The organism is Scandinavium manionii (assembly GCF_024764775.1).
GTDB classification, from domain to species: Bacteria; Pseudomonadota; Gammaproteobacteria; order Enterobacterales; family Enterobacteriaceae; genus Scandinavium; species Scandinavium manionii.
Genome location: NZ_JALIGC010000036.1, coordinates 321,855 through 344,949 on the forward strand (window position 1 = coordinate 321,855; position 23,095 = coordinate 344,949).

Annotated in this window: 21 protein-coding genes; 11 read left to right on the top strand and 10 right to left on the bottom strand. The window is 55.1% G+C overall.

Going from position 1 to position 23,095, the window contains the following annotated elements; translation table 11 throughout:
• Positions 1–5 precede the first annotated feature (5 nt).
• The 9 genes from kdsC to npr are packed head-to-tail and all read left to right on the top strand — an operon-like array spanning position 6 to position 5,899.
• Positions 6–572 carry a 3-deoxy-manno-octulosonate-8-phosphatase KdsC gene (gene kdsC, locus MUU51_RS09440; RefSeq protein WP_258967655.1) on the top strand — a complete coding sequence of 189 codons (567 nt, stop codon included), beginning with the start codon at positions 6–8 and terminating at the stop codon, positions 570–572.
• Positions 569–1,129: an LPS export ABC transporter periplasmic protein LptC gene (gene lptC, locus MUU51_RS09445; RefSeq protein WP_159772259.1), complete on the top strand. Its 561-nt coding sequence runs from the start codon at positions 569–571 to the stop codon at positions 1,127–1,129. Before kdsC ends, lptC begins: the two co-directional genes overlap by 4 nt.
• Positions 1,113–1,670, top strand: coding sequence for a lipopolysaccharide ABC transporter substrate-binding protein LptA (gene lptA / locus MUU51_RS09450; protein ID WP_159772262.1), 558 nt, complete (start codon positions 1,113–1,115; stop codon positions 1,668–1,670). The genes lptC and lptA overlap by 17 nt, the downstream gene beginning before the upstream one ends.
• A gap of 6 nt (positions 1,671–1,676) precedes the next feature.
• Positions 1,677–2,402, top strand: coding sequence for an LPS export ABC transporter ATP-binding protein (gene lptB / locus MUU51_RS09455; protein WP_110510583.1), 726 nt, complete (start codon positions 1,677–1,679; stop codon positions 2,400–2,402).
• Positions 2,403–2,449: 47 nt separating this feature from the next.
• Positions 2,450–3,883 carry an RNA polymerase factor sigma-54 gene (gene rpoN, locus MUU51_RS09460; RefSeq protein ID WP_159772265.1) on the top strand — a complete coding sequence of 478 codons (1,434 nt, stop codon included), beginning with the start codon at positions 2,450–2,452 and terminating at the stop codon, positions 3,881–3,883.
• A 22-nt stretch (positions 3,884–3,905) separates the two neighbouring features.
• Positions 3,906–4,193, top strand: a complete 288-nt coding sequence (hpf, locus tag MUU51_RS09465) for a ribosome hibernation promoting factor (protein ID WP_159760271.1) — start codon at positions 3,906–3,908, stop codon at positions 4,191–4,193.
• A 57-nt stretch (positions 4,194–4,250) separates the two neighbouring features.
• The gene (gene ptsN / locus MUU51_RS09470) at positions 4,251–4,742 is read left to right on the top strand and encodes a PTS IIA-like nitrogen regulatory protein PtsN (RefSeq protein ID WP_159772267.1); all 492 of its coding nucleotides are present in this window, start codon (positions 4,251–4,253) and stop codon (positions 4,740–4,742) included.
• Between the two features lie 33 nt (positions 4,743–4,775).
• Positions 4,776–5,630, top strand: a complete 855-nt coding sequence (gene rapZ, locus MUU51_RS09475; RefSeq protein WP_159772270.1) for an RNase adapter RapZ — start codon at positions 4,776–4,778, stop codon at positions 5,628–5,630.
• On the top strand, positions 5,627–5,899 hold the full coding sequence (gene npr / locus MUU51_RS09480; RefSeq protein WP_110510588.1) for a PTS phosphocarrier protein NPr: 273 nt from the start codon (positions 5,627–5,629) through the stop codon (positions 5,897–5,899). The genes rapZ and npr overlap by 4 nt, the downstream gene beginning before the upstream one ends.
• 54 nt (positions 5,900–5,953) lie before the next feature.
• Here npr and mtgA read toward each other — a convergent pair whose 3' ends face one another.
• The 4 genes from mtgA to mnmL form a co-directional block, all read right to left on the bottom strand.
• Positions 5,954–6,679, bottom strand: a complete 726-nt coding sequence (gene mtgA / locus MUU51_RS09485; protein ID WP_258967656.1) for a monofunctional biosynthetic peptidoglycan transglycosylase — start codon at positions 6,677–6,679, stop codon at positions 5,954–5,956.
• Positions 6,676–7,329, bottom strand: coding sequence for an isoprenoid biosynthesis glyoxalase ElbB (gene elbB / locus MUU51_RS09490; protein ID WP_159772276.1), 654 nt, complete (start codon positions 7,327–7,329; stop codon positions 6,676–6,678). The genes mtgA and elbB overlap by 4 nt, the downstream gene beginning before the upstream one ends.
• Before the next feature lie 237 nt (positions 7,330–7,566).
• Positions 7,567–9,894 carry an aerobic respiration two-component sensor histidine kinase ArcB gene (gene arcB, locus MUU51_RS09495; RefSeq protein WP_258967657.1) on the bottom strand — a complete coding sequence of 776 codons (2,328 nt, stop codon included), beginning with the start codon at positions 9,892–9,894 and terminating at the stop codon, positions 7,567–7,569.
• A 90-nt stretch (positions 9,895–9,984) separates the two neighbouring features.
• The gene (gene mnmL / locus MUU51_RS09500; RefSeq protein WP_159772282.1) at positions 9,985–10,917 is read right to left on the bottom strand and encodes a tRNA modification radical SAM protein MnmL/YtqA; all 933 of its coding nucleotides are present in this window, start codon (positions 10,915–10,917) and stop codon (positions 9,985–9,987) included.
• 670 nt (positions 10,918–11,587) lie between these two features.
• Here mnmL and gltB point away from each other — a divergent pair.
• Together gltB and MUU51_RS09510 are read left to right on the top strand one after the other, a co-directional pair.
• Positions 11,588–16,048 (top strand): glutamate synthase large subunit, encoded by a 4,461-nt coding sequence (gene gltB, locus MUU51_RS09505; RefSeq protein ID WP_159772285.1) that lies wholly within the window; start codon positions 11,588–11,590, stop codon positions 16,046–16,048.
• 9 nt (positions 16,049–16,057) lie between these two features.
• On the top strand, positions 16,058–17,476 hold the full coding sequence (locus MUU51_RS09510; protein ID WP_258967658.1) for a glutamate synthase small subunit: 1,419 nt from the start codon (positions 16,058–16,060) through the stop codon (positions 17,474–17,476).
• A 59-nt stretch (positions 17,477–17,535) separates the two neighbouring features.
• Here MUU51_RS09510 and nanK read toward each other — a convergent pair whose 3' ends face one another.
• The 6 genes from nanK to sspB all read right to left on the bottom strand — a co-directional run bounded on the left by nanK (position 17,536) and on the right by sspB (position 23,092).
• Positions 17,536–18,402, bottom strand: a complete 867-nt coding sequence (gene nanK / locus MUU51_RS09515) for an N-acetylmannosamine kinase (protein WP_258967659.1) — start codon at positions 18,400–18,402, stop codon at positions 17,536–17,538.
• Complete coding sequence (locus MUU51_RS09520; RefSeq protein ID WP_258967660.1) at positions 18,399–19,088, bottom strand: N-acetylmannosamine-6-phosphate 2-epimerase; 690 nt, start codon at positions 19,086–19,088, stop codon at positions 18,399–18,401. Before MUU51_RS09520 ends, nanK begins: the two co-directional genes overlap by 4 nt.
• Position 19,089: 1 nt before the next feature.
• Positions 19,090–20,583, bottom strand: coding sequence for an MFS transporter (locus tag MUU51_RS09525; protein WP_258967661.1), 1,494 nt, complete (start codon positions 20,581–20,583; stop codon positions 19,090–19,092).
• A 71-nt stretch (positions 20,584–20,654) separates the two neighbouring features.
• A complete protein-coding gene (gene nanA, locus MUU51_RS09530; RefSeq protein ID WP_159772299.1) occupies positions 20,655–21,557 on the bottom strand; it encodes an N-acetylneuraminate lyase in 903 nt (300 codons plus the stop codon).
• A gap of 136 nt (positions 21,558–21,693) precedes the next feature.
• Entirely contained in the window at positions 21,694–22,482 is a 789-nt protein-coding gene (gene nanR, locus MUU51_RS09535; protein WP_258967674.1) for a transcriptional regulator NanR, read from the bottom strand.
• Between the two features lie 115 nt (positions 22,483–22,597).
• On the bottom strand, positions 22,598–23,092 hold the full coding sequence (gene sspB / locus MUU51_RS09540; RefSeq protein WP_159760297.1) for a ClpXP protease specificity-enhancing factor: 495 nt from the start codon (positions 23,090–23,092) through the stop codon (positions 22,598–22,600).
• Positions 23,093–23,095: the final 3 nt, after the last annotated feature.

Sequence of the window (23,095 nt, forward strand, 5' to 3'; positions counted from 1 at the left end):
AAACAATGAGTAATGCTGGCGCGTCGGTAACGACCTGCTATGGACCAGTCAGTTCAGAGGTCATGGAGAAAGCGCAGAAAATTCGTCTGCTGATCCTTGATGTAGACGGCGTGCTGTCTGATGGGCTGATATACATGGGCAATAACGGCGAAGAACTGAAAGCCTTTAACGTGCGCGACGGCTACGGCATTCGCTGTGCGCTGACGTCAGGCATAGAAGTTGCAATCATCACCGGACGAAAAGCTAAACTGGTAGAAGACCGCTGCAAAACGCTGGGAATTACACATCTGTGGCAAGGACAGTCCGATAAGCTGATTGCGTATCGTGAATTACTGGAAACCCTGTCCCTGCGTCCGGATGAAGTCGCCTACGTCGGTGATGACCTAATCGACTGGCCGGTGATGGCCGAGGTGGGGCTGAGCGTTGCGGTTTCAGACGCACATCCCCTGCTGCCACCGCGCGCGGATTATGTCACGCGTATCGCCGGAGGCCGTGGTGCCGTCCGTGAAGTGTGCGATTTGTTGCTGCTGGCTCAGGGCAAGCTGGATGAAGCCAAAGGGCAATCAATATGAGTAAAACCAGACGTTGGGTTATCATTCTGCTTTCGCTGCTGGCGCTGGTGCTTATCGGCTTCAATCTGGTGGACAAAGACGACACAGGTCCGGCGGTCGTCAACAATAACGACCCGACTTATAAAAGCGAGCATACCGACTCCGTGGTCTACAACCCAGAAGGGGCGTTGACCTACCGGTTGATTTCAGAACATGTCGAGTATTTCTCCGAGCAGGCCGTTTCGTGGTTTACCCGACCGGTTCTGACCACTTTTGATGTAAATAAAGTGCCGACCTGGTCTATCAAGGCTGACAAGGCCAAACTGACCAATGACCGTATGCTGTATCTGTACGGTCACGTTGAGATCAACGCCCTGACGGACGACTCTCAACTGCGCAAAGTTACGACGGATAACGCCATTGTGAATCTGGTGACTCAGGACGTGAGTTCGGACGATTTGGTGACGTTGTACGGTACAACATTTAATTCCAGCGGCCTCAAAATGCGCGGCAACTTACGCAGCAAAAACGCCGAGCTGATTGAAAAGGTGAGAACCTCCTATGAAATTCAGAAATAATAAATTCAGCTTTAAGCTTGCCCTTGCCAGCGTGTTGCTGGCATCCAGCCTGCCTGCGCTGGCCTTAACGGGTGATACCGATCAGCCGATCCACATTGAATCCGATCAACAGTCTCTGGACATGCAGGGTAACGTTGCGACGTTCACCGGCAACGTTATCGTCACCCAGGGCACCATCAAAATTAATGCCGACAAAGTGGTGGTCACTCGCCCAGCCGGTGTTAAAGGCAAAGAGACGATGGATGGCTACGGTAACCCGGCTACGTTTTACCAGATGCAGGACAACGGCAAACCAGTTAACGGCCATGCGTCGAAAATGCACTACGAAGTGGCTAATGATCTTGTCGTGCTGACTGGCAACGCGTATCTCGAGCAGGTCGACAGCAACATTAAAGGCGACAAGATTACCTATCTGGTGAAAGAGCAGAAAATGCAGGCGTATAGCGAAAAAGGTAAACGCGTGACGACGGTTCTGGTGCCATCGCAGTTGCAAGATAAGAGCAACAACACCACACCGGCTCAGCCTAAAAAGAGTAACTAATACGTTATGGCAACTTTAACAGCAAAGAATCTTGCGAAAGCCTATAAGGGACGTCGGGTCGTTGAAGACGTTAGCCTGACGGTGAATTCCGGCGAAATCGTCGGCCTGCTGGGCCCGAACGGGGCGGGTAAAACCACCACGTTCTACATGGTGGTCGGCATTGTGTCCCGCGATGCGGGTAACATCATCATTGATGATGACGATATCAGTATGCTGCCACTGCATGCCCGTGCCCGTCGGGGTATTGGCTATCTGCCGCAGGAAGCCTCCATTTTCCGCCGTCTGAGCGTGTTTGATAACCTGATGGCGGTGCTGCAAATCCGTGACGATTTGAGCAACGAGCAGCGCGTTGACCGTGCAAACGAGCTGATGGAAGAGTTTCACATTGAGCATCTGCGCGACAACCTCGGTCAGGCGCTCTCAGGCGGTGAACGCCGTCGTGTAGAAATCGCCCGCGCGCTTGCAGCTAATCCTAAATTTATTCTGCTGGATGAACCTTTTGCGGGCGTTGACCCCATTTCGGTTATCGACATCAAGCGTATTATCGAACACCTGCGCGACAGCGGCCTCGGCGTGCTGATTACTGACCATAACGTTCGCGAAACGTTAGCAGTCTGCGAACGCGCTTACATCGTGAGCCAGGGGCATCTGATTGCTCACGGTACGCCGGAACAAATCCTCCAGGACGAGCATGTTAAGCGCGTGTATCTTGGGGAAGACTTCAGACTCTGATAGGGTAGTGAATACAGACATTCTGGCCGGAGAAATTTGCCCTGATTATGAAGCAAGGTTTGCAATTAAGGCTCAGCCAACAGCTCGCCATGACGCCGCAACTGCAACAGGCTATTCGTCTGTTACAGCTTTCTACGCTCGAGCTGCAACAGGAACTTCAGCAAGCGCTGGAGAGTAATCCCCTGCTTGAGCAAACCGACCTTCACGAGGAAGTCGATTCACAAGAAGAAACCGATAACGACACATTTGATACGGTTGATGCCCTCGAGCAGAAAGAAATGCCCGATGAGCTTCCGCTCGACGCCAGCTGGGATGAAATCTATACCGCAGGCACGCCGTCCGGTACCGGCACCGATTATCAGGATGACGAACTGCCGGTCTACCAGGGCGAAACGACGCAGTCACTTCAGGACTATCTGATGTGGCAGGTTGGGCTGACGCCGTTTTCCGATACCGACCGCGCGATAGCCACGTCGATCGTGAACGCGGTTGACGACACCGGCTACCTCACCGCATCGCTGGAAGAGATCCTCGAAAGCATCGGCGACGAAGAGCTCGATCTCGATGAAGTCGAAGCGGTGCTGAAACGCATCCAGCGCTTTGATCCGATCGGCGTGGCCGCAAAAGATCTTCGCGACTGCCTGTTGATCCAGCTCTCCCAGTTTGCCAAAGAGACGCCGTGGCTAACGGAAGCCAAAACGATTATCAGCGATCATCTCCCCCTGCTGGCCAACCATGACTTCCGTTCCCTGATGCGCGTCACTCGCCTCAAAGAGGATGTGCTGAAAGAAGCCGTGTCGTTGATTCAGTCTCTGGATCCGCGTCCGGGTCAGTCGATTCAGACCGGCGAACCAGAATACGTCATCCCCGATGTGCTGGTGCGTAAAATCAGCGGCCGTTGGGCAGTTGAACTCAATTCCGACAGTATCCCGCGCCTGCAAATCAATCAGCATTACGCTGGCATGTGCAGCACCACGCGCAACGACGCCGACAGCCAATTTATTCGCAGCAACCTACAGGAAGCCAAATGGCTGATTAAAAGCCTGGAAAGCCGCAATGACACGCTACTGCGGGTGAGCCGCTGCATCGTCGAACAGCAGCAGGCGTTCTTTGATCAGGGCGAAGAGTTCATGAAACCGATGGTGCTGGCTGATATTGCCCAGGCCGTCGAAATGCATGAATCAACGATTTCACGCGTTACCACGCAAAAGTATCTGCACAGCCCACGGGGCATTTTTGAGCTTAAGTATTTCTTCTCCAGCCATGTGAATACCGAAGGCGGCGGCGAAGCGTCGTCCACGGCCATTCGCGCACTGGTGAGGAAGTTAATTGCCGCGGAAAATCCCGCGAAACCACTGAGTGACAGTAAGCTGACTACCATGCTGTCCGAACAGGGTATCATGGTGGCACGCCGCACCGTTGCAAAGTACCGAGAGTCTTTATCCATTCCGCCGTCAAACCAGCGTAAACAGCTGGTCTGACACAACCGATAAGGAAGACACTATGCAGCTCAATATCACAGGACACAATGTCGAAATCACTGACGCACTGCGTGAATTTTTGAACACCAAATTCGCGAAGCTTGAGCAGTTTTTCGAACGGATCAATCAAGTCTATATTGTGTTAAAAGTGGAAAAGGTGACTCATATCTCGGATGCCACCCTGCATGTTAACGGGGGCGAAATTCATGCCAGTGCGGAAGGGCAGGATATGTATGCCGCAATAGACGGTCTTATCGATAAGCTGGCAAGACAGCTGACCAAACATAAAGATAAACTGAAACAACACTAATTGTCCGGGCGTACGCCTGACCCGGTTGTTCGGGTTGGGCGGCACGCAGGTGAAATTATGATGAACAATGATTCCGCTCTGCAATTGAGCAATGTCCTTAACCAGGAATGTACCCGCAGTGCAGTTCACTGCCAGAGTAAAAAGCGTGCGCTGGAAATCATCAGCGAACTGGCCGCAAAACAGCTTGGCTTACCGTCACAGGTGGTATTCGAAGCTATTCTGACCCGTGAAAAGATGGGCAGTACCGGTATCGGCAACGGCATCGCCATTCCTCACGGCAAGCTGGAAGAAGATACTCTGCGTGCCGTCGGCGTTTTCGTGCAGCTCGAAACACCGATCGCCTTTGATGCGATTGATAACCAGCCGGTTGATCTGCTGTTCGCCCTGCTGGTGCCTGCCGATCAGACCAAAACGCATTTGCACACCCTTTCACTGGTGGCGAAGCGTCTGGCAGACAAAGCCATCTGCCGCCGGTTGCGTAGCGCACAGAGCGATCAGGAACTGTATGAAATTATCACCAGCGACGATAACGGTGATGAAGATGCCTAACGGTAACTCGGTTGTCTTAAGGAGAAACGACTGATGGTACTGATGATTGTCAGCGGTCGCTCGGGCTCAGGTAAATCTGTCGCCCTGCGTGCGCTGGAAGACATGGGCTTTTACTGTGTGGATAACCTGCCCGTCGTGCTGTTGCCCGAACTGGCGAAAAGCCTTGCTGACCGACAAATTTCTGCCGCGGTCAGCATTGATGTGCGTAACATGCCGGAATCTCCGGAGATTTTTGAACAGGCAATGGACAATTTGCCTGATGCATTCTCTCCGCAACTGTTGTTCCTTGATGCCGATCGCAACACGCTGATCCGCCGCTATAGCGATACACGCCGTCTGCACCCTCTTTCCAGCAAAAATCTGTCGCTGGAAAGCGCAATCGATAAGGAAAGCGATTTACTGGAACCGCTGCGTTCCCGTGCTGACCTGATTGTCGACACGTCAGAAATGTCGGTGCATGAACTGGCTGAAATGCTGCGTACGCGCCTGCTTGGCAAGCGTGAACGCGAACTGACGATGGTGTTTGAATCCTTCGGCTTTAAGCACGGGATCCCTATCGATGCCGATTACGTGTTCGACGTGCGTTTCCTGCCAAACCCGCACTGGGACCCGAAACTGCGTCCTATGACCGGCCTCGATAAACCGGTTGCCGCGTTCCTCGATCGTCACACAGAAGTTCACAATTTTATCTATCAGACCCGCAGCTATCTTGAGCTATGGTTACCTATGCTGGAAACCAACAACCGCAGCTATCTGACGGTCGCGATTGGTTGTACCGGCGGTAAACATCGTTCGGTGTACATTGCCGAACAGCTGGCTGACTACTTCCGCTCACGCGGGAAGAACGTTCAGTCTCGTCATCGGACGCTGGAAAAACGGAAAACATGAGCGTAAAGCACACGGTTGAAATCACGAATAAGCTGGGGATGCACGCCCGCCCGGCGATGAAGCTGTTTGAGCTGGTACAGAATTATGATGCCGAAGTGTGGCTGCGCAATGACGAAGGCACCGAAGCCGAAGCCAGCAGCGTTATCGCGTTATTGATGCTGGATTCTGCCAAAGGCCGACAGATTGAAATCGAAGCCAGCGGGCCGCAAGAAACTGAAGCCCTGGCGGCGGTGATCGCACTGTTTAACGCCGGTTTCGATGAAGATTAGTCCGCGTTTACGCTGACTGTCTGACGCCCTCTCCCGCAGGAGAGGGCAAAATCTTTAATACAGTTTATTTTCCCGCATAAACCCTTCCCCACCGAGCTGACGCATCTGGCGTAAGATCCACGCCTGACGGCTACGAACATACCCTGATGGCGCATCAGCACGAAAACGAATAGGGTTTGGCAGAACCGCCGCAAGCAACGCCGCTTCCGACATCGTCAATTTGCTGGCAGGTTTATGGAAATAGCGCTGCGCAGCCGCTTCGACGCCAAATACCCCATCACCAAATTCGGCAATATTCAGGTAAACGGTCAGGATGCGTTTTTTGCTCCAGACGGTTTCGATGCCCACCGTCAAACCCGCTTCCAGCCCTTTACGCAGCCAGCTTCTGCCATCCCACAGGAACAGATTTTTCGCGGTCTGCTGCGACAATGTGGATGCGCCACGAATGCGGTTTTCATTCTGCTCGTTATGGGCCAGCGCTTTCTCAATGGCAGACACATCAAATCCCCAATGGTCCGGGAATTTCTGGTCTTCCGCAGCGATGACGGCGAGTCCCATCCACGGCGTCATTTCATCCATGCTTACCCAGTCAGAATGAGCCAGATAGTGAAAGTTACCGCTAAACATTTCCCCGAGCTGGCGCTCCACCATCACTGCTGAAAATGGCACCGGTAGCACGCTGAAAATCGCGATGCCCCCGCCCCAAAAAACGGCGAGCGTGATTATCACCCGCAGCAGAATGCGCTTTATCCAGGCCAACGGCGAACGGCGCTGACTCATTCGCACAGCACCATCACGCGGGCCACCAGCTTCTCAATGCCAGTTGCCGCGTCAGCTATATTCTGCGCCAGCATATAGGCCGGAGTGGTGACGACTTTGTGCTCTTCATCCACCACGATATCGTCTACCGGGCACGGCACATGTTCGGCACCCATTGCTTCCAGCACCTCGGCGGTATCGATATCGGTGCCGATGGTAATGCGCAGAGGGAAATCAAAAATCTTCGGCAACATCGCCGGGGCAATGCACATAAAGCCGAGCGGCTTACCCGCCTGATGCAGAGCCAGTGTCAGCGCTTTTAAATCCACATCCACCACGCACTCATTGCCCTGGGAAGCAAAGTTACTCAGGTTTTTAGCCGCGCCAAATCCGCCGGGCACAATCAGCGCATCAAGCTCATCGGCACGCGCACTCGCCAGCGGCTGAATGTCACCGCGCGTGATCCGCGCCGCTTCCAGCAGAACGTTACGTTCACCCGCCATTGATTCACCATCTAAATGGTTTATCACATCAGACTGGCTTTTATCTGGCGCAAAACAGACCGCCTGCGCGCCATTTCGAGCAATAGCCAACAGCGTGATGACCGCTTCATGAATTTCGCTGCCGTCATATACGCCACAACCGCTCAGCACTACGCCAATTTTTTTCATCCTGCGTTCCTTTTTGCAACCGCATGAAGCCCATCAGTTATTTTGATTTAACCGCCATGCTTCACACATTTTACTGATTTACGTAACAAATAATTTAAGTTTTGCTATCTTAATGAACGTGCAGCCCAAATTCTCAGGCCGCGTCTGTTCAACACTCTTAAAACTATCGAGGCGCAGCCACGTTTTCCCTGGTGTTGGCGCAGTATTCGCGCACCCCGGCTTGACCGGGGTCATTTTTTATCGGCTTGCGACCCATGCTTTCAGGGTAGCGATATCCTGCTGCCATTCCGTTTTCATCTCTTCGACCCATTCACCCACGTTATCCCACCAGGCTGGAAGATCCGGAGACTGAATCTGCTGCCCAAGCTGCTGAATATGGCGTAAACCAATCGAACCCGCGGCGCCTTTGATTTTATGCCCTTCTTCAACAATGCCTTTCTGGTCGCGCGCGGTCAGGTTTGATTCCAGCACCGCCAGATATCCCGGCATCATCTTCTCGAACACCGCCAGACCGTCGGTGATGAGCTGCGGGCCCACCAGATCGATGTACTGCTGGAGCATGTCGGTGTCCAGTACGCTGCTTGATTTGTTGCTGTCGGTCGTGGTCACGCTGCTTTCCTCGTCGTCAGGGGTATCCCAGAATTTTTGGATAATCGCGGTCAATGCCGGAACGGCCAGCGGCTTGCTCAGCACGTCGTCCATTCCCGCATCCAGATACTCTTTTTTGTCCTTCAGCACGTTGGCTGTCAGCGCCACCAGCGGCGGCAGCTCGTCGGCGTGATAACGTTGTTTCAGCTCGCGGGAGATATCCAGGCCGGTCATGTCCGGCAGTTGAATATCCAGTAACACCAGGTCGTATTCGGAAGGCGAGAACATCTCCAGCGCGGTTTTGCCCGTCATCGCGACATCTACGCTGTTACCGAGTTTTTCCAGCACCGAACGCGCCACAATCACGTTCAGCTCAATGTCTTCCACCAGCAGTACATGCAGGGCGGGTAACGGCATATCATCGTCGGTAAGGGTGTCTTCCACTTCTTCCGCGATTGCAGGCGCGTGAACGGTTAGCGTAAAGGTTGAGCCGCTGCCTGGCTGGCTGGAAACAGTGATATCGCCGCCCATGCTCTTCGCCAGACGACGCGAAACGGCCAGACCAATCCCGGTGCCCGTTGCCGGTTTTCCGCCCTGGCTGTCTTTCACCTGGTAATACATCGCGAAAATTTTGTCCTGCTCTTCCTGTGGGATGCCAATCCCGGAGTCTTCCACTTCGAAGCGCAGCATGTCGCCTGCATCGTAACGCACGCGAACCGACACGTTACCCTGCTGGGTAAATTTGACCGCGTTGCTGATCAGATTCCATAGGATCTGCCGCAGGCGGGTGCCATCGGTTATCACTTTATGCGGCAATGGCAGCGTGGGATCCATCACGAAACGCAGTCCTTTTTGCTGCGCCTGCAAGCCCGAGAGGTTTTCCAGGTCAGCCAGGAAACCGGTGAAATCAATAGGCTGGTTATCCAGCTGAACTTTACGCCGTTCCATCTTATCCATATCGATAATATCGTTGAAGATATTACCCAGCGTGACCGCTGAAACGTGGATGGTTTTCAGGTATTTTTCCTGCTCAGATGTCAATTCGGTATCCAGCAGAATACGGCTCAGGCCGACGATGCCGTTGAGCGGCGTACGCAGTTCGTGGCTGATGGTAGAAATAAAGGTGGTCTTATCACGGCTGGCGCGTTCAAGGGCATCCTGATAGCGCTTACGTTCCGTTATATCGCGCCCAAAGCCCATCAGACCGTGGCGCTTCCCGACGCGGTCGTAATACGGCACTTTGCGAATTTCGAAGCAGGCTTTGCGGCCATCGGGATAATCCAGCCACTGTTCGTAGGTCAGCGAAACATTGTGGCGGAATACTTTCTCATCGGTTTCAATGACTTTGGCTGCAGCTTCCGGGGAATACACGTCAAGAGGTTTGAGGTTTACCAGCTGCTTTTCGCTTTTCCCGGTCAACAACTCCATCGCCCGGTTACAGCCAGAAAATTCTTTATCTTCATTGCGGTAAAACACCAGGTCCGGCGAGGCATCAAGGAACGAACGCAGGAAAGACGACTGTTGCTCGAGCTGAATTTGCGTCTGTTCGCGCTCTTTCATTTCGATTTTCAGCTGTTCCAGCGTGGTCTGACGCTCAGCTTCCGCCTTTTCGCGATCGGTGATTTCCTGATTAAGCTGCGCAATATTGTCTTTCAACTGCACATTCAGCTTCAGGTCGCGGTCACGCATCTCTTCCAGCTTTTCGACCAAACGCGTAAGACGCTGGCGAGATTCTTCCAGTTGCTCGACCACCACTGAGAGAAAATAAACCGCCCAGGGCGTGATCAACAGCCCAAAGAAAATGGAGCGGATAACATCAATACTCTCAACCTGGCCGTGCAGCACCATGGTCACCGCCATCTGTACCACGATGGCTAACACCACCAGAGCCAGCGCCAACAGCAGCGAGAAGCGTACCAGGCCGAGCTTCATCATCAGGTCGACATAGTACTGCGCAAGCATTCGGATTTGCTTCATAGGAATTTCCTTCACCACAACGTCGCTCAATAATACCCAATTCTGAGCAACGCGTTGAAGGTTGTGCGAAAAATGCGGTGAGAATTGGGGTTATGCGTCGGGGAAAGGGATAAAAGGCTTGCCAAGCGCGGAGCCCTGCACGCCATGTTCGTTAAGATAGCGGTCCAGCTCCAGCATTCCGGTCCAGCGGTTCTCACACCACAGCGGGGCAAGCAGCGTCGGGCGACGTGCGTTAGCGGAAATGCGGTGATAGACAACGTCCGGCGGCGTGTGGCGTATCATTTCGCCTGCGGTCTGGGTGTATTCATCCAGCTCAATGCCTTTCAGCCTACCCGCTTGCCAGGCTTTCGCCATGATACTGCCGGTCACGATGTGTAATGGATGCAGCTTAATGCCATCGACGCCGGTCTCGACCACGTTTTCCAGCGTCTGCATACACTCCGCCTGCCCTTCGCCCGGCAGTCCGACAATCAAATGCGTACACACTTTAAGCCCACGTTCGCGTGCCAGACGCGTAGTGGCCTGGTAACAGGCAAAATCATGCCCACGATTGATGCGATGCAGGGTTTTATCCTGTGCGCTCTGCAAACCGAGCTCAAGCCACACTTCGTAGCCCATATCTTTATATTCACAGAGTAAATCCAGCACCGCCTCGGGCACGCAATCCGGACGCGTGCCCACGCATAATCCGACGATATTCGCCTGACTGACCGCCTGCTGATACATCGACCGTAGCACCTGCACTTCCGCAAAAGTGCTGGTATAAGCCTGAAAATACGCGAGATAACGTTTCGCGCGGTTCACCAAATGCGCCTGATGCGCCAGCTGATCCGCAATGGAGCGGTGCTGCTGCGCCTCATCGGCAAACGACGCCACATTACAGAAAGTGCAGCCGCCGCGGCCAATGGTGCCATCGCGATTTGGGCAGCTAAAACCGCCATGCAGGGTCAGCTTATGCACCTTTTCGCCATGGCGACGCATAAGATCCCCACCAAACATATTGACTAATTTCTGTAACTGCATAATCTGATAGACCGCACCTTTCGAAGAGGTGCAAAGCCTGCCATTTTTAGTCTCTTTCGGCGCTGACCTGGATCAAACGCTCCGGACATGCCACATCCATTGCATAACCACTCAAGATAACTGCAATTTCATTCACCACTCCGGTGATTACTTTTCCTTATGTTGACCCTCGATTTTTCACTATTACCGTGCCAGATGAAAAACAGTGTCATCAGGGGGATTTAGCCACCACGGCAGAACATTATTCTGCGATAAAAAAGCCACTCAGCACAGAACCGCCATAATTGCGCTTTCATATAGTGAGAGAGATCACATTCAGCAGCCGGTTCGCTGAGGGTAAATGCATTGTTAAAAAGCACAAATTCCAATAACAATCATATAGTTAACCTACCTATAGCACATTTTTGCATAAATAAGATTGCCATTTGACCTGTGTGCGGATTCCCGATAACTTGAGGATCCGCTGGAAGCTTTCTCGATGAGCAGTCTGCTCATCATATTTATGCAGTAATTGAGATTCCCTCTGAAGCAAGTCCGCAATACTTGTTTACCGATGCGAAAGGATTTTGAGAGGGCGAATGCGTGGCCTGTGCCCCGCCGCCTTGCTCTTTCTACGCCTGCGCGCAACGGTCCAGAGTGTGTCTCGTAGAGCCTGGGGAGGTTCACTGATATGTTGTACGATAAATCCCTTGAGAGGGATAACTGTGGTTTCGGCCTGATCGCCCACATAGAAGGCGAACCTAGCCACAAGGTAGTGCGTACCGCCATTCACGCACTGGCCCGCATGCAGCACCGTGGTGCGATCCTCGCCGATGGTAAAACCGGTGACGGTTGTGGCCTGCTGCTGCAAAAACCTGATCGCTTCTTCCGCCTCGTGGCCGAAGAGCGCGGCTGGCGCTTAGCTAAAAACTACGCGGTCGGTATGCTGTTCCTGAATAAAGACGCCGAGCTCGCTGCAGCTTCGCGTCGAGTGGTTGAAGAAGAACTTCAGCGTGAAACCCTGTCCATTGTCGGCTGGCGCGACGTGCCAACCAACGAAGGGGTGCTCGGTGAAATCGCCCTCTCCTCGCTGCCTCGTATCGAACAAATTTTTGTTAACGCGCCGGCTGGCTGGCGTCCGCGTGATATGGAACGCCGTCTGTTCATCGCCCGTCGCCGTATTGAAAAGCGTCTTCAGGAAGACAAAGACTTCTACATCTGTAGCCTGTCAAACCTGGTCAACATCTATAAAGGTCTGTGTATGCCGGCGGATTTGCCGCGCTTCTACCTGGACCTGGCGGACCTGCGTCTGGAATCGGCCATTTGCCTGTTCCACCAGCGCTTCTCCACCAACACCGTGCCGCGCTGGCCGCTGGCACAGCCGTTCCGCTATCTGGCGCACAACGGCGAAATCAATACCATTACCGGTAACCGCCAGTGGGCACGCGCCCGTACTTATAAATTCCAGACCCCGCTGATCCCCGATTTGCATGATGCCGCGCCGTTCGTGAACGAAACCGGCTCTGACTCCAGCTCGATGGACAACATGCTTGAACTGCTGCTGGCCGGCGGGATGGATATCGTGCGCGCCATGCGTCTGCTTGTTCCGCCTGCCTGGCAGAACAACCCGGATATGGACCCGGATCTGCGTGCGTTCTTCGACTTCAACTCCATGCACATGGAGCCGTGGGACGGCCCGGCGGGCATCGTCATGTCTGATGGTCGCTACGCAGCCTGTAACCTCGACCGTAACGGTCTGCGCCCGGCGCGCTATGTCATCACCAAAGACAAGCTCATCACTTGCGCCTCTGAAGTCGGGATCTGGGATTACCAGCCGGACGAAGTGGTAGAAAAAGGCCGCGTTGGGCCTGGCGAGCTGATGGTTATCGACACCCGTGCGGGCCGCATTCTGCACTCCGCGGAAACCGATCACGACCTGAAAATCCGTCATCCGTACAAAGAGTGGATGGAGAAAAACGTCCGCCGTCTGGTGCCGTTTGAAGATATGCCAGACTCTGACGTCGGCAGCCGCGAGCTGGACGACGATATGCTCGCCAGCTACCAGAAACAGTTTAACTACAGCGCGGAAGAGCTGGACTCGGTTATCCGCGTGCTGGGTGAAAACGGTCAGGAAGCGGTCGGATCAATGGGTGACGATACCCCGTTTGCCGTGCTCTCCAGCCAGCCACGCATCATTTACGACTATTTCCGCCAGCAGTTTGCGCAGGTGACCAACCCGCCAATCGATCCGCTGCGTGAAGCGCACGTGATGTCGCTCGCCACCAGCATCGGCCGTGAAATGAACGTCTTCTGCGAAGCGGAAGGCCAGGCACACCGTCTGAGCTTCAAATCGCCGATTCTGCTGTACTCCGATTTCAAACAGCTGACCACACTGACGGAAGATCACTACCGGGCCGACACGCTGGACATCACGTACGACGTGACCGAAACCAACCTGGAAGCAACCGTCAACGCGCTGTGCGACAAAGCTGAGCAGATGGTGCGCAACGGCACCGTGCTGCTGGTGCTGTCCGACCGTAACATCGCTAAAAACCGTCTGCCGGTTCCGGCACCGATGGCCGTAGGCGCGATTCAGACTCGCCTGGTTGATAAGAGCCTGCGTTGCGATGCCAACATCATCGTAGAAACCGCAAGCGCCCGCGACCCGCACCACTTTGCCGTGTTGTTAGGCTTCGGCGCGACAGCGGTTTACCCGTATCTCGCCTATGAAACACTGGCGAAGCTGGTCGACAGCAAAGCTATCGAAAAAGATTACCGCCATGTGATGCTGAACTATCGTAACGGCATCAACAAAGGTCTGTACAAAATTATGTCCAAAATGGGCATTTCGACCATCGCCTCTTACCGCTGTTCGAAACTGTTTGAGGCCGTTGGCCTGCACGATGACGTGTCAGACCTCTGCTTCCAGGGCGTGGTCAGTCGTATCGGCGGCGCAGGCTTTGAGGACTTCCAGCAGGACCTGCTGAACCTGTCCAAACGTGCCTGGCTGGCGCGCAAGCCGCTCGATCAGGGTGGTTTGCTGAAATACGTTCACGGTGGCGAATATCACGCCTATAACCCGGATGTGGTTCGCACCCTGCAACAGGCGGTACAGACCGGTGATTACAGCGATTATCAGCAGTATTCTAAGCTGGTAAATGAGCGCCCGGCGGCAACGCTGCGCGATCTGCTGGCGGTAAATCCAGGGACTGACGCTGTTAGCATCAACGACGTTGAACCTGCGACCGAACTGTTCAAACGTTTCGACACCGCGGCAATGTCCATCGGCGCACTGAGCCCGGAAGCCCACGAAGCACTGGCGGAAGCCATGAACAGCATCGGCGGCAATTCCAACTCCGGTGAAGGCGGCGAAGATCCTGCGCGTTATGGCACCAACAAAGTGTCTCGCATCAAGCAGGTGGCTTCCGGTCGTTTCGGCGTCACGCCAGCCTATCTGGTTAACGCCGATGTGATTCAGATTAAAGTTGCACAGGGCGCAAAACCGGGTGAAGGCGGTCAGTTACCGGGCGATAAAGTCACGCCGTACATCGCCAAACTGCGTTATTCCGTGCCGGGTGTGACCCTGATTTCCCCACCGCCGCACCACGATATCTACTCTATCGAGGATTTGGCACAGCTGATTTTCGACCTGAAACAGGTCAACCCGAAAGCGATGATTTCCGTGAAGCTGGTTTCCGAGCCGGGCGTGGGCACCATCGCCACCGGAGTCGCGAAAGCCTATGCTGACCTGATTACCATCGCCGGTTACGACGGTGGTACCGGCGCCAGCCCACTTTCCTCAGTGAAATACGCGGGTTGTCCGTGGGAGCTGGGCCTGGTGGAAACTCAACAGGCACTGGTCGCTAACGGCCTGCGTCATAAAATTCGTTTGCAGGTGGATGGCGGTCTGAAGACCGGCCTCGACATCATCAAAGCGGCTATCCTCGGCGCGGAAAGCTTCGGCTTCGGCACCGGTCCGATGGTGGCGCTGGGCTGTAAATACCTGCGAATTTGTCACCTGAACAACTGCGCAACAGGCGTGGCAACTCAGGATGAAAAACTGCGTAAGAACCACTATCACGGCCTGCCGTTCAAAGTGACCAACTACTTTGAATTCATCGCCCGCGAAACCCGCGAGCTGATGGCGCAGCTGGGCGTGAAGCGTCTGGTAGACCTGATTGGTCGTACCGACTTGCTCAAAGAGCTGGAGGGCTTCACCGCCAAACAGCAGAAGCTGGACCTGTCGAAACTGCTGGAAACCGCCGAGCCGCATCCGGGCAAAGCGCTGTACTGCACTGAGCACAACCCACCGTTTGATAACGGCGTACTGAACGCGCAGCTGTTGCAGCAGGCGAAGCCGTTTGTCGATGAGAAGCAGAGCAAAACGTTCTGGTTTGATATTCGCAACACCGATCGTTCCGTGGGCGCTACGCTGTCGGGCTACATTGCGCAGACGCACGGCGACCAGGGTCTGGCTTCCGATCCGATTAAAGCGCACTTCAGCGGCACCGCAGGCCAGAGCTTCGGCGTGTGGAACGCAGGCGGCGTTGAACTGTACCTGACCGGCGATGCCAACGACTACGTCGGCAAAGGCATGGCAGGCGGCCTGCTGGCCATTCGTCCTCCGGTCGGTTCCGCCTTCCGCAGCCACGAAGCCAGCATCATCGGCAACACCTGTCTGTACGGTGCGACCGGCGGTCGTCTGTATGCTGCGGGCCGTGCGGGTGAACGTTTCGCCGTGCGTAACTCCGGGGCTATCACCGTGGTTGAAGGCATCGGCGATAACGGTTGTGAATACATGACCGGCGGCATCGTCTGCGTGCTGGGTAAAACCGGCGTCAACTTTGGCGCAGGCATGACCGGCGGTTTCGCCTATGTACTGGATGAAGACGGTGATTTCCGCAAACGCGTGAACCCGGAACTGGTCGAAGTGCTGGACGTAGACTCTCTCGCTATTCACGAAGAGCATCTGCGCGGGCTGATTACCGAACATGTACAGCTCACCGGCTCCCAGCGCGGCGAAGAAATTCTGGCTAACTGGCCTGCGTTCTCAGCGAAATTCGCCCTGGTTAAACCGAAGTCCAGCGATGTCAAAGCACTGTTGGGTCACCGTAGTCGTAGCGCCGCAGAATTGCGCGTGCAGGCGCAGTAAGGAAAATCGATGAGTCAGAATGTTTATCAGTTTATCGACTTGCAGCGCGTTGATCCGCCAAAGAAACCGCTGAAGATCCGTAAAATTGAATTTGTTGAGATCTACGAGACGTTCTCCGAAGGCCAGGCTAAAGCACAGGCAGACCGCTGCCTGTCCTGCGGCAACCCTTACTGTGAGTGGAAATGTCCGGTCCACAACTACATCCCGAACTGGCTGAAGCTCGCCAACGAAGGGCGTATTTTTGAAGCGGCAGAACTGTCGCATCAAACCAATACCCTGCCGGAAGTGTGCGGTCGCGTGTGCCCGCAGGATCGTCTGTGTGAAGGTTCCTGTACGCTGAACGACGAGTTCGGCGCGGTGACCATCGGCAACATCGAGCGCTATATCAACGATAAAGCGTTCGAAATGGGCTGGCGTCCGGACATGACCGGTGTGAAGCAAACCGACAAACGCGTGGCGATTATCGGTGCGGGACCGGCAGGCCTGGCCTGTGCCGACGTCCTGACCCGTAATGGCGTGAAAGCGGTGGTCTTCGACCGTCATCCAGAAATCGGCGGCCTGCTGACTTTCGGTATTCCGGCCTTCAAGCTGGAAAAAGAAGTCATGACCCGTCGTCGTAAAATCTTCACCGACATGGGCATTGAGTTCAAACTCAATATCGAAGTGGGCCGTGACGTACAAATCGACGATCTGCTGAAAGATTACGATGCGGTGTTCCTCGGCGTCGGCACCTATCAGTCAATGCGCGGTGGGCTGGAGAATGAGGATGCGAATGGCGTGTTTGACGCCTTGCCATTCCTGATTGCCAATACCAAACAGATGATGGGCTTCGGCGAGTCGGCGGAAGAGCCGTACGTGAATATGGAAGGCAAACGCGTGGTGGTTCTGGGCGGGGGTGATACCGCGATGGACTGCGTGCGCACCTCTATTCGTCAGGGCGCAACGCACGTCACCTGTGCTTATCGTCGTGACGAAGAAAACATGCCAGGCTCACGTCGTGAAGTGAAAAATGCGCGTGAAGAAGGTGTGGAATTCCAGTTCAATGTGCAACCGTTGGGCGTGGAAGTGAACGCCAACGGTAAAGTTAGCGGCGTGAAAATGGCGCGTACTGAAATGGGTGCGCCAGATGCCAAAGGCCGTCGTCGCGCAGAAATCGTGGCCGGTTCCGAGCACATTGTGCCTGCCGATGCGGTGGTGATGGCGTTCGGGTTCCGTCCTCACAGCATGGAATGGCTGGCGAAACACAGCGTCGAACTGGATTCGCAGGGCCGCGTGATCGCGCCAGAAGGCAACGAAAACGCCTTCCAGACCAGCAACCCGAAAATCTTCGCCGGTGGTGATATCGTGCGTGGTTCTGACCTGGTGGTGACCGCCATTGCAGAAGGTCGCAAAGCGGCTGACGGCATTATGAACTACCTGGAAGTGTAATCCGCCAGAGTAATGACGGATGAAATAAAAGCCCGGTGAGCGCAAGCTTCCGGGTTTTTTTATGACTGTGCCAGCATCGCTGCACCCAGCAATCCGGCATCATGCCGGTAATGTGCGGCTTGCAGCTTTACCTGATATACCGATGGTTCTTGTGAAAGGTAGTCAGCAACCAGCGCTAAGTAACCATCGGCCAGGCCGACGCTACCGCCCATCACGACACGCTGACAATCGGTCACGGCTTTGACATCGGCAATCAGCCTCGCCAGCGCCCGAGCGGAGCGGTGCATCAGGCTCTGCGCTTGTGCATCTCCTTCACGCGCCTTGGCAAATATCGCTTTTGCATCCAGCCCGGCCAGATGGCCTTGCGCCGCGGCGGCAATTCCGCGCCCGGAGGCGATTGCTTCGACGCAGCCGATACGCCCGCAGCCACAGCGCGGTCCATTAGGGTCCGCTAGCGTGTGGCCCAGATGTCCTGCCAGACCACCGCAGCCCATCAACAGCTTTCCACGACTGACGATCCCGCCGCCCACACCGGTCGACACGGTGATAAACGCCATCTCTTCAATAGACTCGCCCAGAGCCTGAAATTCGGCCCAGGCCGCAGCCTGCGCATCATTCAGAGCCAAACAAGGTAAACCGGTGATGCGCGCAACCGTCTCCTGTAAGGGAAAATGCAGCAGCCCACCGAGATTCCCCGGATTAATGGCCGTTAAAATCCCCTGGTGAATGATTCCCGTGCAAGCCACCGCCACACATTTCGCCCGCTGCGCCAACGGGGAAAGTAACGTTTCCAGGCTCGCGGTAAGCGCCTGAGGTGTTTTGCTGGCAGGCGTGGGGCATTCGTGACGTTCCACAATTTGAAAGCTGCCATCGATCAGCGCCGCCGCCAGTTTGGTGCCGCCAATATCCACCGCCAGCAGGGTCATTGCTGCGCCTCTATTAACGCATCGCGATACCACTGGCAGATGTGCTCCAACCGGGTTATGGCAGAGCCCACCGTTACGGCCCATGCGCCATGCTGCATCGCCTGGGCGGCCAGCGCGGGAGAGTTGTAACGTCCCTCGCCAATAACCCGACAGCCTGCTTTAGCGAGCGCACTCACCAACGCCAGATCCGGTTCATCCGGCACCGGGCCACCGAGGTAGCCTGATAACGTCGATCCGATAATCTCTGCGCCTTCACGATGGCATTTCACCCCGTCTTCCAACGATGAACAATCAGCCATCGCCAGTAAATTGTGATGGTGTATTCGCGCCAGGATTGCGCTAACTTGCACGGGCCGGACGCGATCCGTTCCGTCGAAAGCAATGATGCTGGCCCCAGCTTCAGCCAGCGCGTCGACATCCTCAAGAAAGGGCGTGATCCGCACCGGTGAATCGGATAGGTCGCGTTTAATGATGCCAATGATTGGGATTGTCACCCGCGCACGCGTGGCGCGCAGGTTGTCGACGCCTTCGATACGCAGTGCCACAGCACCCGCCTGTTCTGCCGCCAGCGCCATAGCAGCGACAATCTCTGGCTTATCCATTGGGCTTCCCGGCACCGGCTGGCAGGAGACAATCAGCCCGCCGTTTTTACCGATCGTAGACTCAATTTGTGCAAGTAACGACATCCTAATCTCCATGGTGTTTAATCAAACTGCTTTTACCGCCGCGCAAAGGCACTGCGCCGCTAAAAGGCTTGCCATCGATGGCATCATGAGTGCGTAACGCTTCCGGACGGATCCAGCGCTGTACGCGCGTCGGCATATCCAGGCCAATCAACAAAATGACGACGAAGGTCAGGCCAAACGATAACGATCCCAGCGCGGTGCCCAGATCCAGCTTCTGCGCGATCAGAGCGCCGATTACCGGCGCTATCGCCCCACCCATCGCACCGACGTTGTAGGTAAAGCCCAATCCCGCCGCGCGTTGATCGGTATCGAAGTAGCCACCGATCAGTTTCGGCAAGATCCCCGAGATCCCCTGACCCAGCATCTGCTGGAAAAAGAGTAACAGGCCAAGCACCCACACGTTGGTGCCGCCGATCGCAAACACGGGAATTATCAGCACTTGTGAGGCCAGCAGACTACAAACGTAGGCTTTACGGGTCCCAAGCCAGTCACCGAGAAAACCGCCGACGCAGCAGCCAACCGCCGCACCAAATCCGCTAAAGAACAGGACGCGGGCCACGGTGGAATGATCATATGCCAATTCGGTTTTCAGGTAGGTTGGCAACAACGCCTGAATCGGCCAGGAGTACAGAAAGGCGAACAGCACCACCACCATGAGCGTCACACCGGTAGGCCAACGCTTACCGCTGCTCTGAACCATAAAGCTGATAAAAATGATGGCGCTGATTAAGCCCAGCAGCAGGATCATACCTGCGTTTCGCAATTCGCCGGAAAAACAGAACCACAGCGAGGTGGCCGCCACGGCAGTGAGAAAATAGTTGATGTTGCGGTGATCGCCACGATACAGAATATCGACCATGGTGCGCACCGGCGCTTTTCCGGCGTGTTTCTGCTTCCAGTCTTCCGCTTCAGGAATGTTTTTACGCAGCCACAGAGCGAACACAATCGGGAAAATACCGAGCAAAAACAGCGCGCGCCAGCCCCACACAGGAACCACCAGACTGTAGACCTGCGCGGCAACCACTGCGCCCACCGAGAAGCCGGAGATCAAAAAGCCGCTGGCCTTGTTACGCATTTGCTTCGGCCAGCTCTCAATCACGTAAGTGGCACTGGAGCCGTATTCGCCTGCCATGCCCATACCGATAACCAGGCGGGCGATAAACAGCGTGGTGAAACCTGGGGCTAAACCACAGGCCAGCGTCCCGACCGAGAACAGGATGATACTGGTGACCATCGCCAGACGACGCCCGTAGCGGTCGCCCATTGCGCCGAGCATCAGACCGCCAAACCAGCGCGAGATGAACGCGGCAGAGATCAGGCTCGCGGCCTGCACGGTGCTCAGGCCAAACTCACTTTGCACTTCGGTGAGCACCAGCGCCATCAACACAAAATCAAAACCATCCAACAAATAGCCGAGCCAGGCGGCGAAGAATGCCCGCCACTGCGCCCTGTCGAGATGGCGGTACCACGGGATGTTTTGGGTAGTCATACTCATGTCACTCTCCCGCATTGGGCTTCGCCCACGCTGTATTCATTGGGGTGTTACCCGGCAAGCCGGGCAACATGTCAGCGCTGCTGAGCCATTTCCTGCTGCAGCTGGCTGGCCAGCGCCTTCAGCGCAGGCAGGAACTTCTCATCCACCGGGGCAAACGGCTTGCGGCACAGCGGCACATCCACCACGTCCATGTAGTGCAGTACCGTCTTCAGGCCACGGAAAACGCCGGTTTGAATAAGCAAATCGATAACCTTGTTGCATTCACTTTGCAGCTGCTGCGCCCGTGCCATATCACCCGATTTCAGCGCGCTGACGATATTCTGGTAGCGCCAGCCCATGATGTTGTACGTGCTGCCGATCCCGCCATCAGCACCGGCTAACAGGCCCGAGGCAAAGATCTCATCATAGCCGTTGTAGAGCACCAGACTCGGGTGCGCCCGGCGGATCTGCTCCATTTGATACAGATCGCCGGAAGTCTGTTTCAGCGCCCCCACGCCCGGCAGCGTTACCAGGGTGTTGATCTGTTCGAGACTTAACTTCACGCCGCTCAGCGCAGGAATGTTGTAGACCACCATCGGCAGGCCGTCCGCTGAATCAATGATCGCGCGGTAATGATCGCAGTGCTCTTCGAAGCTGAACGGGTAATAGAACGGCGTGACTGCCGAGACGGCATCATAACCAGAACGCTTCGCCGCCTGCGCCAGCTGCTGACTTTCTACGGTACTGATACAGCCCACGTGCGCAATCAGTTTGATCTGACCTTTCGCCTCGTCCGCCACCATCTCCAGCACCTGCTGACGTTCGGCCCCGGATTGCACAAACGCTTCCCCGGTGGATCCGCCCACATAGAGCCCATCGATCCCCTGTTGAATATTAAAGCGCACCAGACGGCGCAGGCTTTGCTCATCCAGCTGTTGCTGGCGAGTAAACGGGGTTAACAACGCGGCCATGACTCCACGTAAATTGGCTGACATACAAACCTCTCTGATGAATGATGTAACATTAACGATATACCTTTATACCTGTTATACCAGTTCATTTCTGCGTCAGCCAAATACGGAAAGCTTATCTTGCGATCTGCTTCACTAAACGATCGTCAGGATCAGAGGGTTATTTTTGCTTTTTGATCTGCCCGAAGGCGTGCCAGGTGGCGGAAACGCTGTTCAGATGGGTCTGAAGCGCGCGATCGGCATCTTCAGGATCGCGGCGACGAATCGCGTCGACGATCGCGATGTGTTCCTGGTAGCTGACATTATTGTGATGATGTAGCTCGCTGTCGGCCACTTTCGGGCGGGCGGCAATCAGCCAGTCCAGCAATGCAACGTGGATCGCCATGAAAATCGGGTTGCCGGGAATTTCAGCCAGCACGCGGTGAAAATCCACGTCTGAGCGAATAAACAGCGTGTTGTCATCCAGCGACTGGCTGTTAATTTCCAGCGCTTTTGCCAGCCGTTCGACCTGCTCATCGCTGGCGTTTTCAGCCGCGTAGCGCACCAGGCTTGATTCAAAAAATAGGCGAAGTTGTTCGAAATGCGCGATGCCGCCGGGATGAGCGAGGAAATCTTTCGCCATGCCGGAAAGTTCGCTGATGATGGTATCGGCGGAAGGACGTGACACGCGGGCGCGTTCGCCGTTGTTGATTTGCACCAGACCTTTTCGCTTTAGCGCAGCCAGCGCTTCACGTACGGAAGGACGGCCAACGTTGAAGAAGGTCATCAGCTCACGCTCAGAGGGCAGGTGCTCGCCTTCCGCAAACTCGCGACGGCGGATCATTTGCTCCAGCTCTTCTTCTACCATTTCCGACAGCTTTTTGCGCGCCAGCGGACGACGGCCCAGGCTGCGACCAATGGTTTCTGAAGTTTCTTCTTCCTGAGGATCAAATGCGTTCATAGCGGTTATCGGGGCCAGGTGACAGTATGTGACATCGAGTCCATAGAGTAACACAGGATTTTCAGGCTGGCGAAAGTGGGGCTGATAACAAAACAGGCCCCGAAGGACCTGTTGAATTATGGATTTACTTCACAACGCGAAGCGCTGGACGGCCACCGCGCGGAGGCGGCGTATCGTCTGGGTCGTTGTCGTCATCGCTGTCAGGCTTGTCACCGTCGATAACCGACATCACCGTTTCGTTTTCCGCACCGATGCCTGCGTCGTCGTTGACGTGAGTCACGTCTTCGTCGTACGCCGCTTCCGGTTCGAACATGGTACCTGCGCCGTTTTCACGCGCGTAGATAGCCAGCACTGCTGCCAGTGGTACTTCAACCTGACGCGGTACTCCGCCGAAGCGCGCATTAAAGCTCACGTCGTCGTTTGACAGCTCCAGATTACCCACCGCACGCGGGGCAATATTCAAAACGATTTGTCCGTCGCGCGCGTATTCCATCGGAACACGCACACCCGGCAACGTCACGTCCACCACCAGATGTGGCGTCAGCTGGTTATCCAGCAGCCATTCATAGAATGCCCGCAGCAGATAAGGACGACGTGGAGTCAGCTGTGACACATCCATTCA

Bases quoted from the DNA above. Each gene is read 5' to 3' on its own strand.
- kdsC (WP_258967655.1), top strand. From the start codon at position 6: ATGAGTAATGCTGGCGCGTCGGTAACGACCTGCTATGGACCAGTCAGT.
- lptC (WP_159772259.1), top strand. From the start codon at position 569: ATGAGTAAAACCAGACGTTGGGTTATCATTCTGCTTTCGCTGCTGGCG.
- lptA (WP_159772262.1), top strand. From the start codon at position 1,113: ATGAAATTCAGAAATAATAAATTCAGCTTTAAGCTTGCCCTTGCCAGC.
- lptB (WP_110510583.1), top strand. From the start codon at position 1,677: ATGGCAACTTTAACAGCAAAGAATCTTGCGAAAGCCTATAAGGGACGT.
- rpoN (WP_159772265.1), top strand. From the start codon at position 2,450: ATGAAGCAAGGTTTGCAATTAAGGCTCAGCCAACAGCTCGCCATGACG.
- hpf (WP_159760271.1), top strand. From the start codon at position 3,906: ATGCAGCTCAATATCACAGGACACAATGTCGAAATCACTGACGCACTG.
- ptsN (WP_159772267.1), top strand. From the start codon at position 4,251: ATGATGAACAATGATTCCGCTCTGCAATTGAGCAATGTCCTTAACCAG.
- rapZ (WP_159772270.1), top strand. From the start codon at position 4,776: ATGGTACTGATGATTGTCAGCGGTCGCTCGGGCTCAGGTAAATCTGTC.
- npr (WP_110510588.1), top strand. From the start codon at position 5,627: ATGAGCGTAAAGCACACGGTTGAAATCACGAATAAGCTGGGGATGCAC.
- mtgA (WP_258967656.1), bottom strand. From the start codon at position 6,679: ATGAGTCAGCGCCGTTCGCCGTTGGCCTGGATAAAGCGCATTCTGCTG.
- elbB (WP_159772276.1), bottom strand. From the start codon at position 7,329: ATGAAAAAAATTGGCGTAGTGCTGAGCGGTTGTGGCGTATATGACGGC.
- arcB (WP_258967657.1), bottom strand. From the start codon at position 9,894: ATGAAGCAAATCCGAATGCTTGCGCAGTACTATGTCGACCTGATGATG.
- mnmL (WP_159772282.1), bottom strand. From the start codon at position 10,917: ATGCAGTTACAGAAATTAGTCAATATGTTTGGTGGGGATCTTATGCGT.
- gltB (WP_159772285.1), top strand. From the start codon at position 11,588: ATGTTGTACGATAAATCCCTTGAGAGGGATAACTGTGGTTTCGGCCTG.
- MUU51_RS09510 (WP_258967658.1), top strand. From the start codon at position 16,058: ATGAGTCAGAATGTTTATCAGTTTATCGACTTGCAGCGCGTTGATCCG.
- nanK (WP_258967659.1), bottom strand. From the start codon at position 18,402: ATGACCCTGCTGGCGGTGGATATTGGCGGCACCAAACTGGCGGCGGCG.
- MUU51_RS09520 (WP_258967660.1), bottom strand. From the start codon at position 19,088: ATGTCGTTACTTGCACAAATTGAGTCTACGATCGGTAAAAACGGCGGG.
- MUU51_RS09525 (WP_258967661.1), bottom strand. From the start codon at position 20,583: ATGAGTATGACTACCCAAAACATCCCGTGGTACCGCCATCTCGACAGG.
- nanA (WP_159772299.1), bottom strand. From the start codon at position 21,557: ATGTCAGCCAATTTACGTGGAGTCATGGCCGCGTTGTTAACCCCGTTT.
- sspB (WP_159760297.1), bottom strand. From the start codon at position 23,092: ATGGATGTGTCACAGCTGACTCCACGTCGTCCTTATCTGCTGCGGGCA.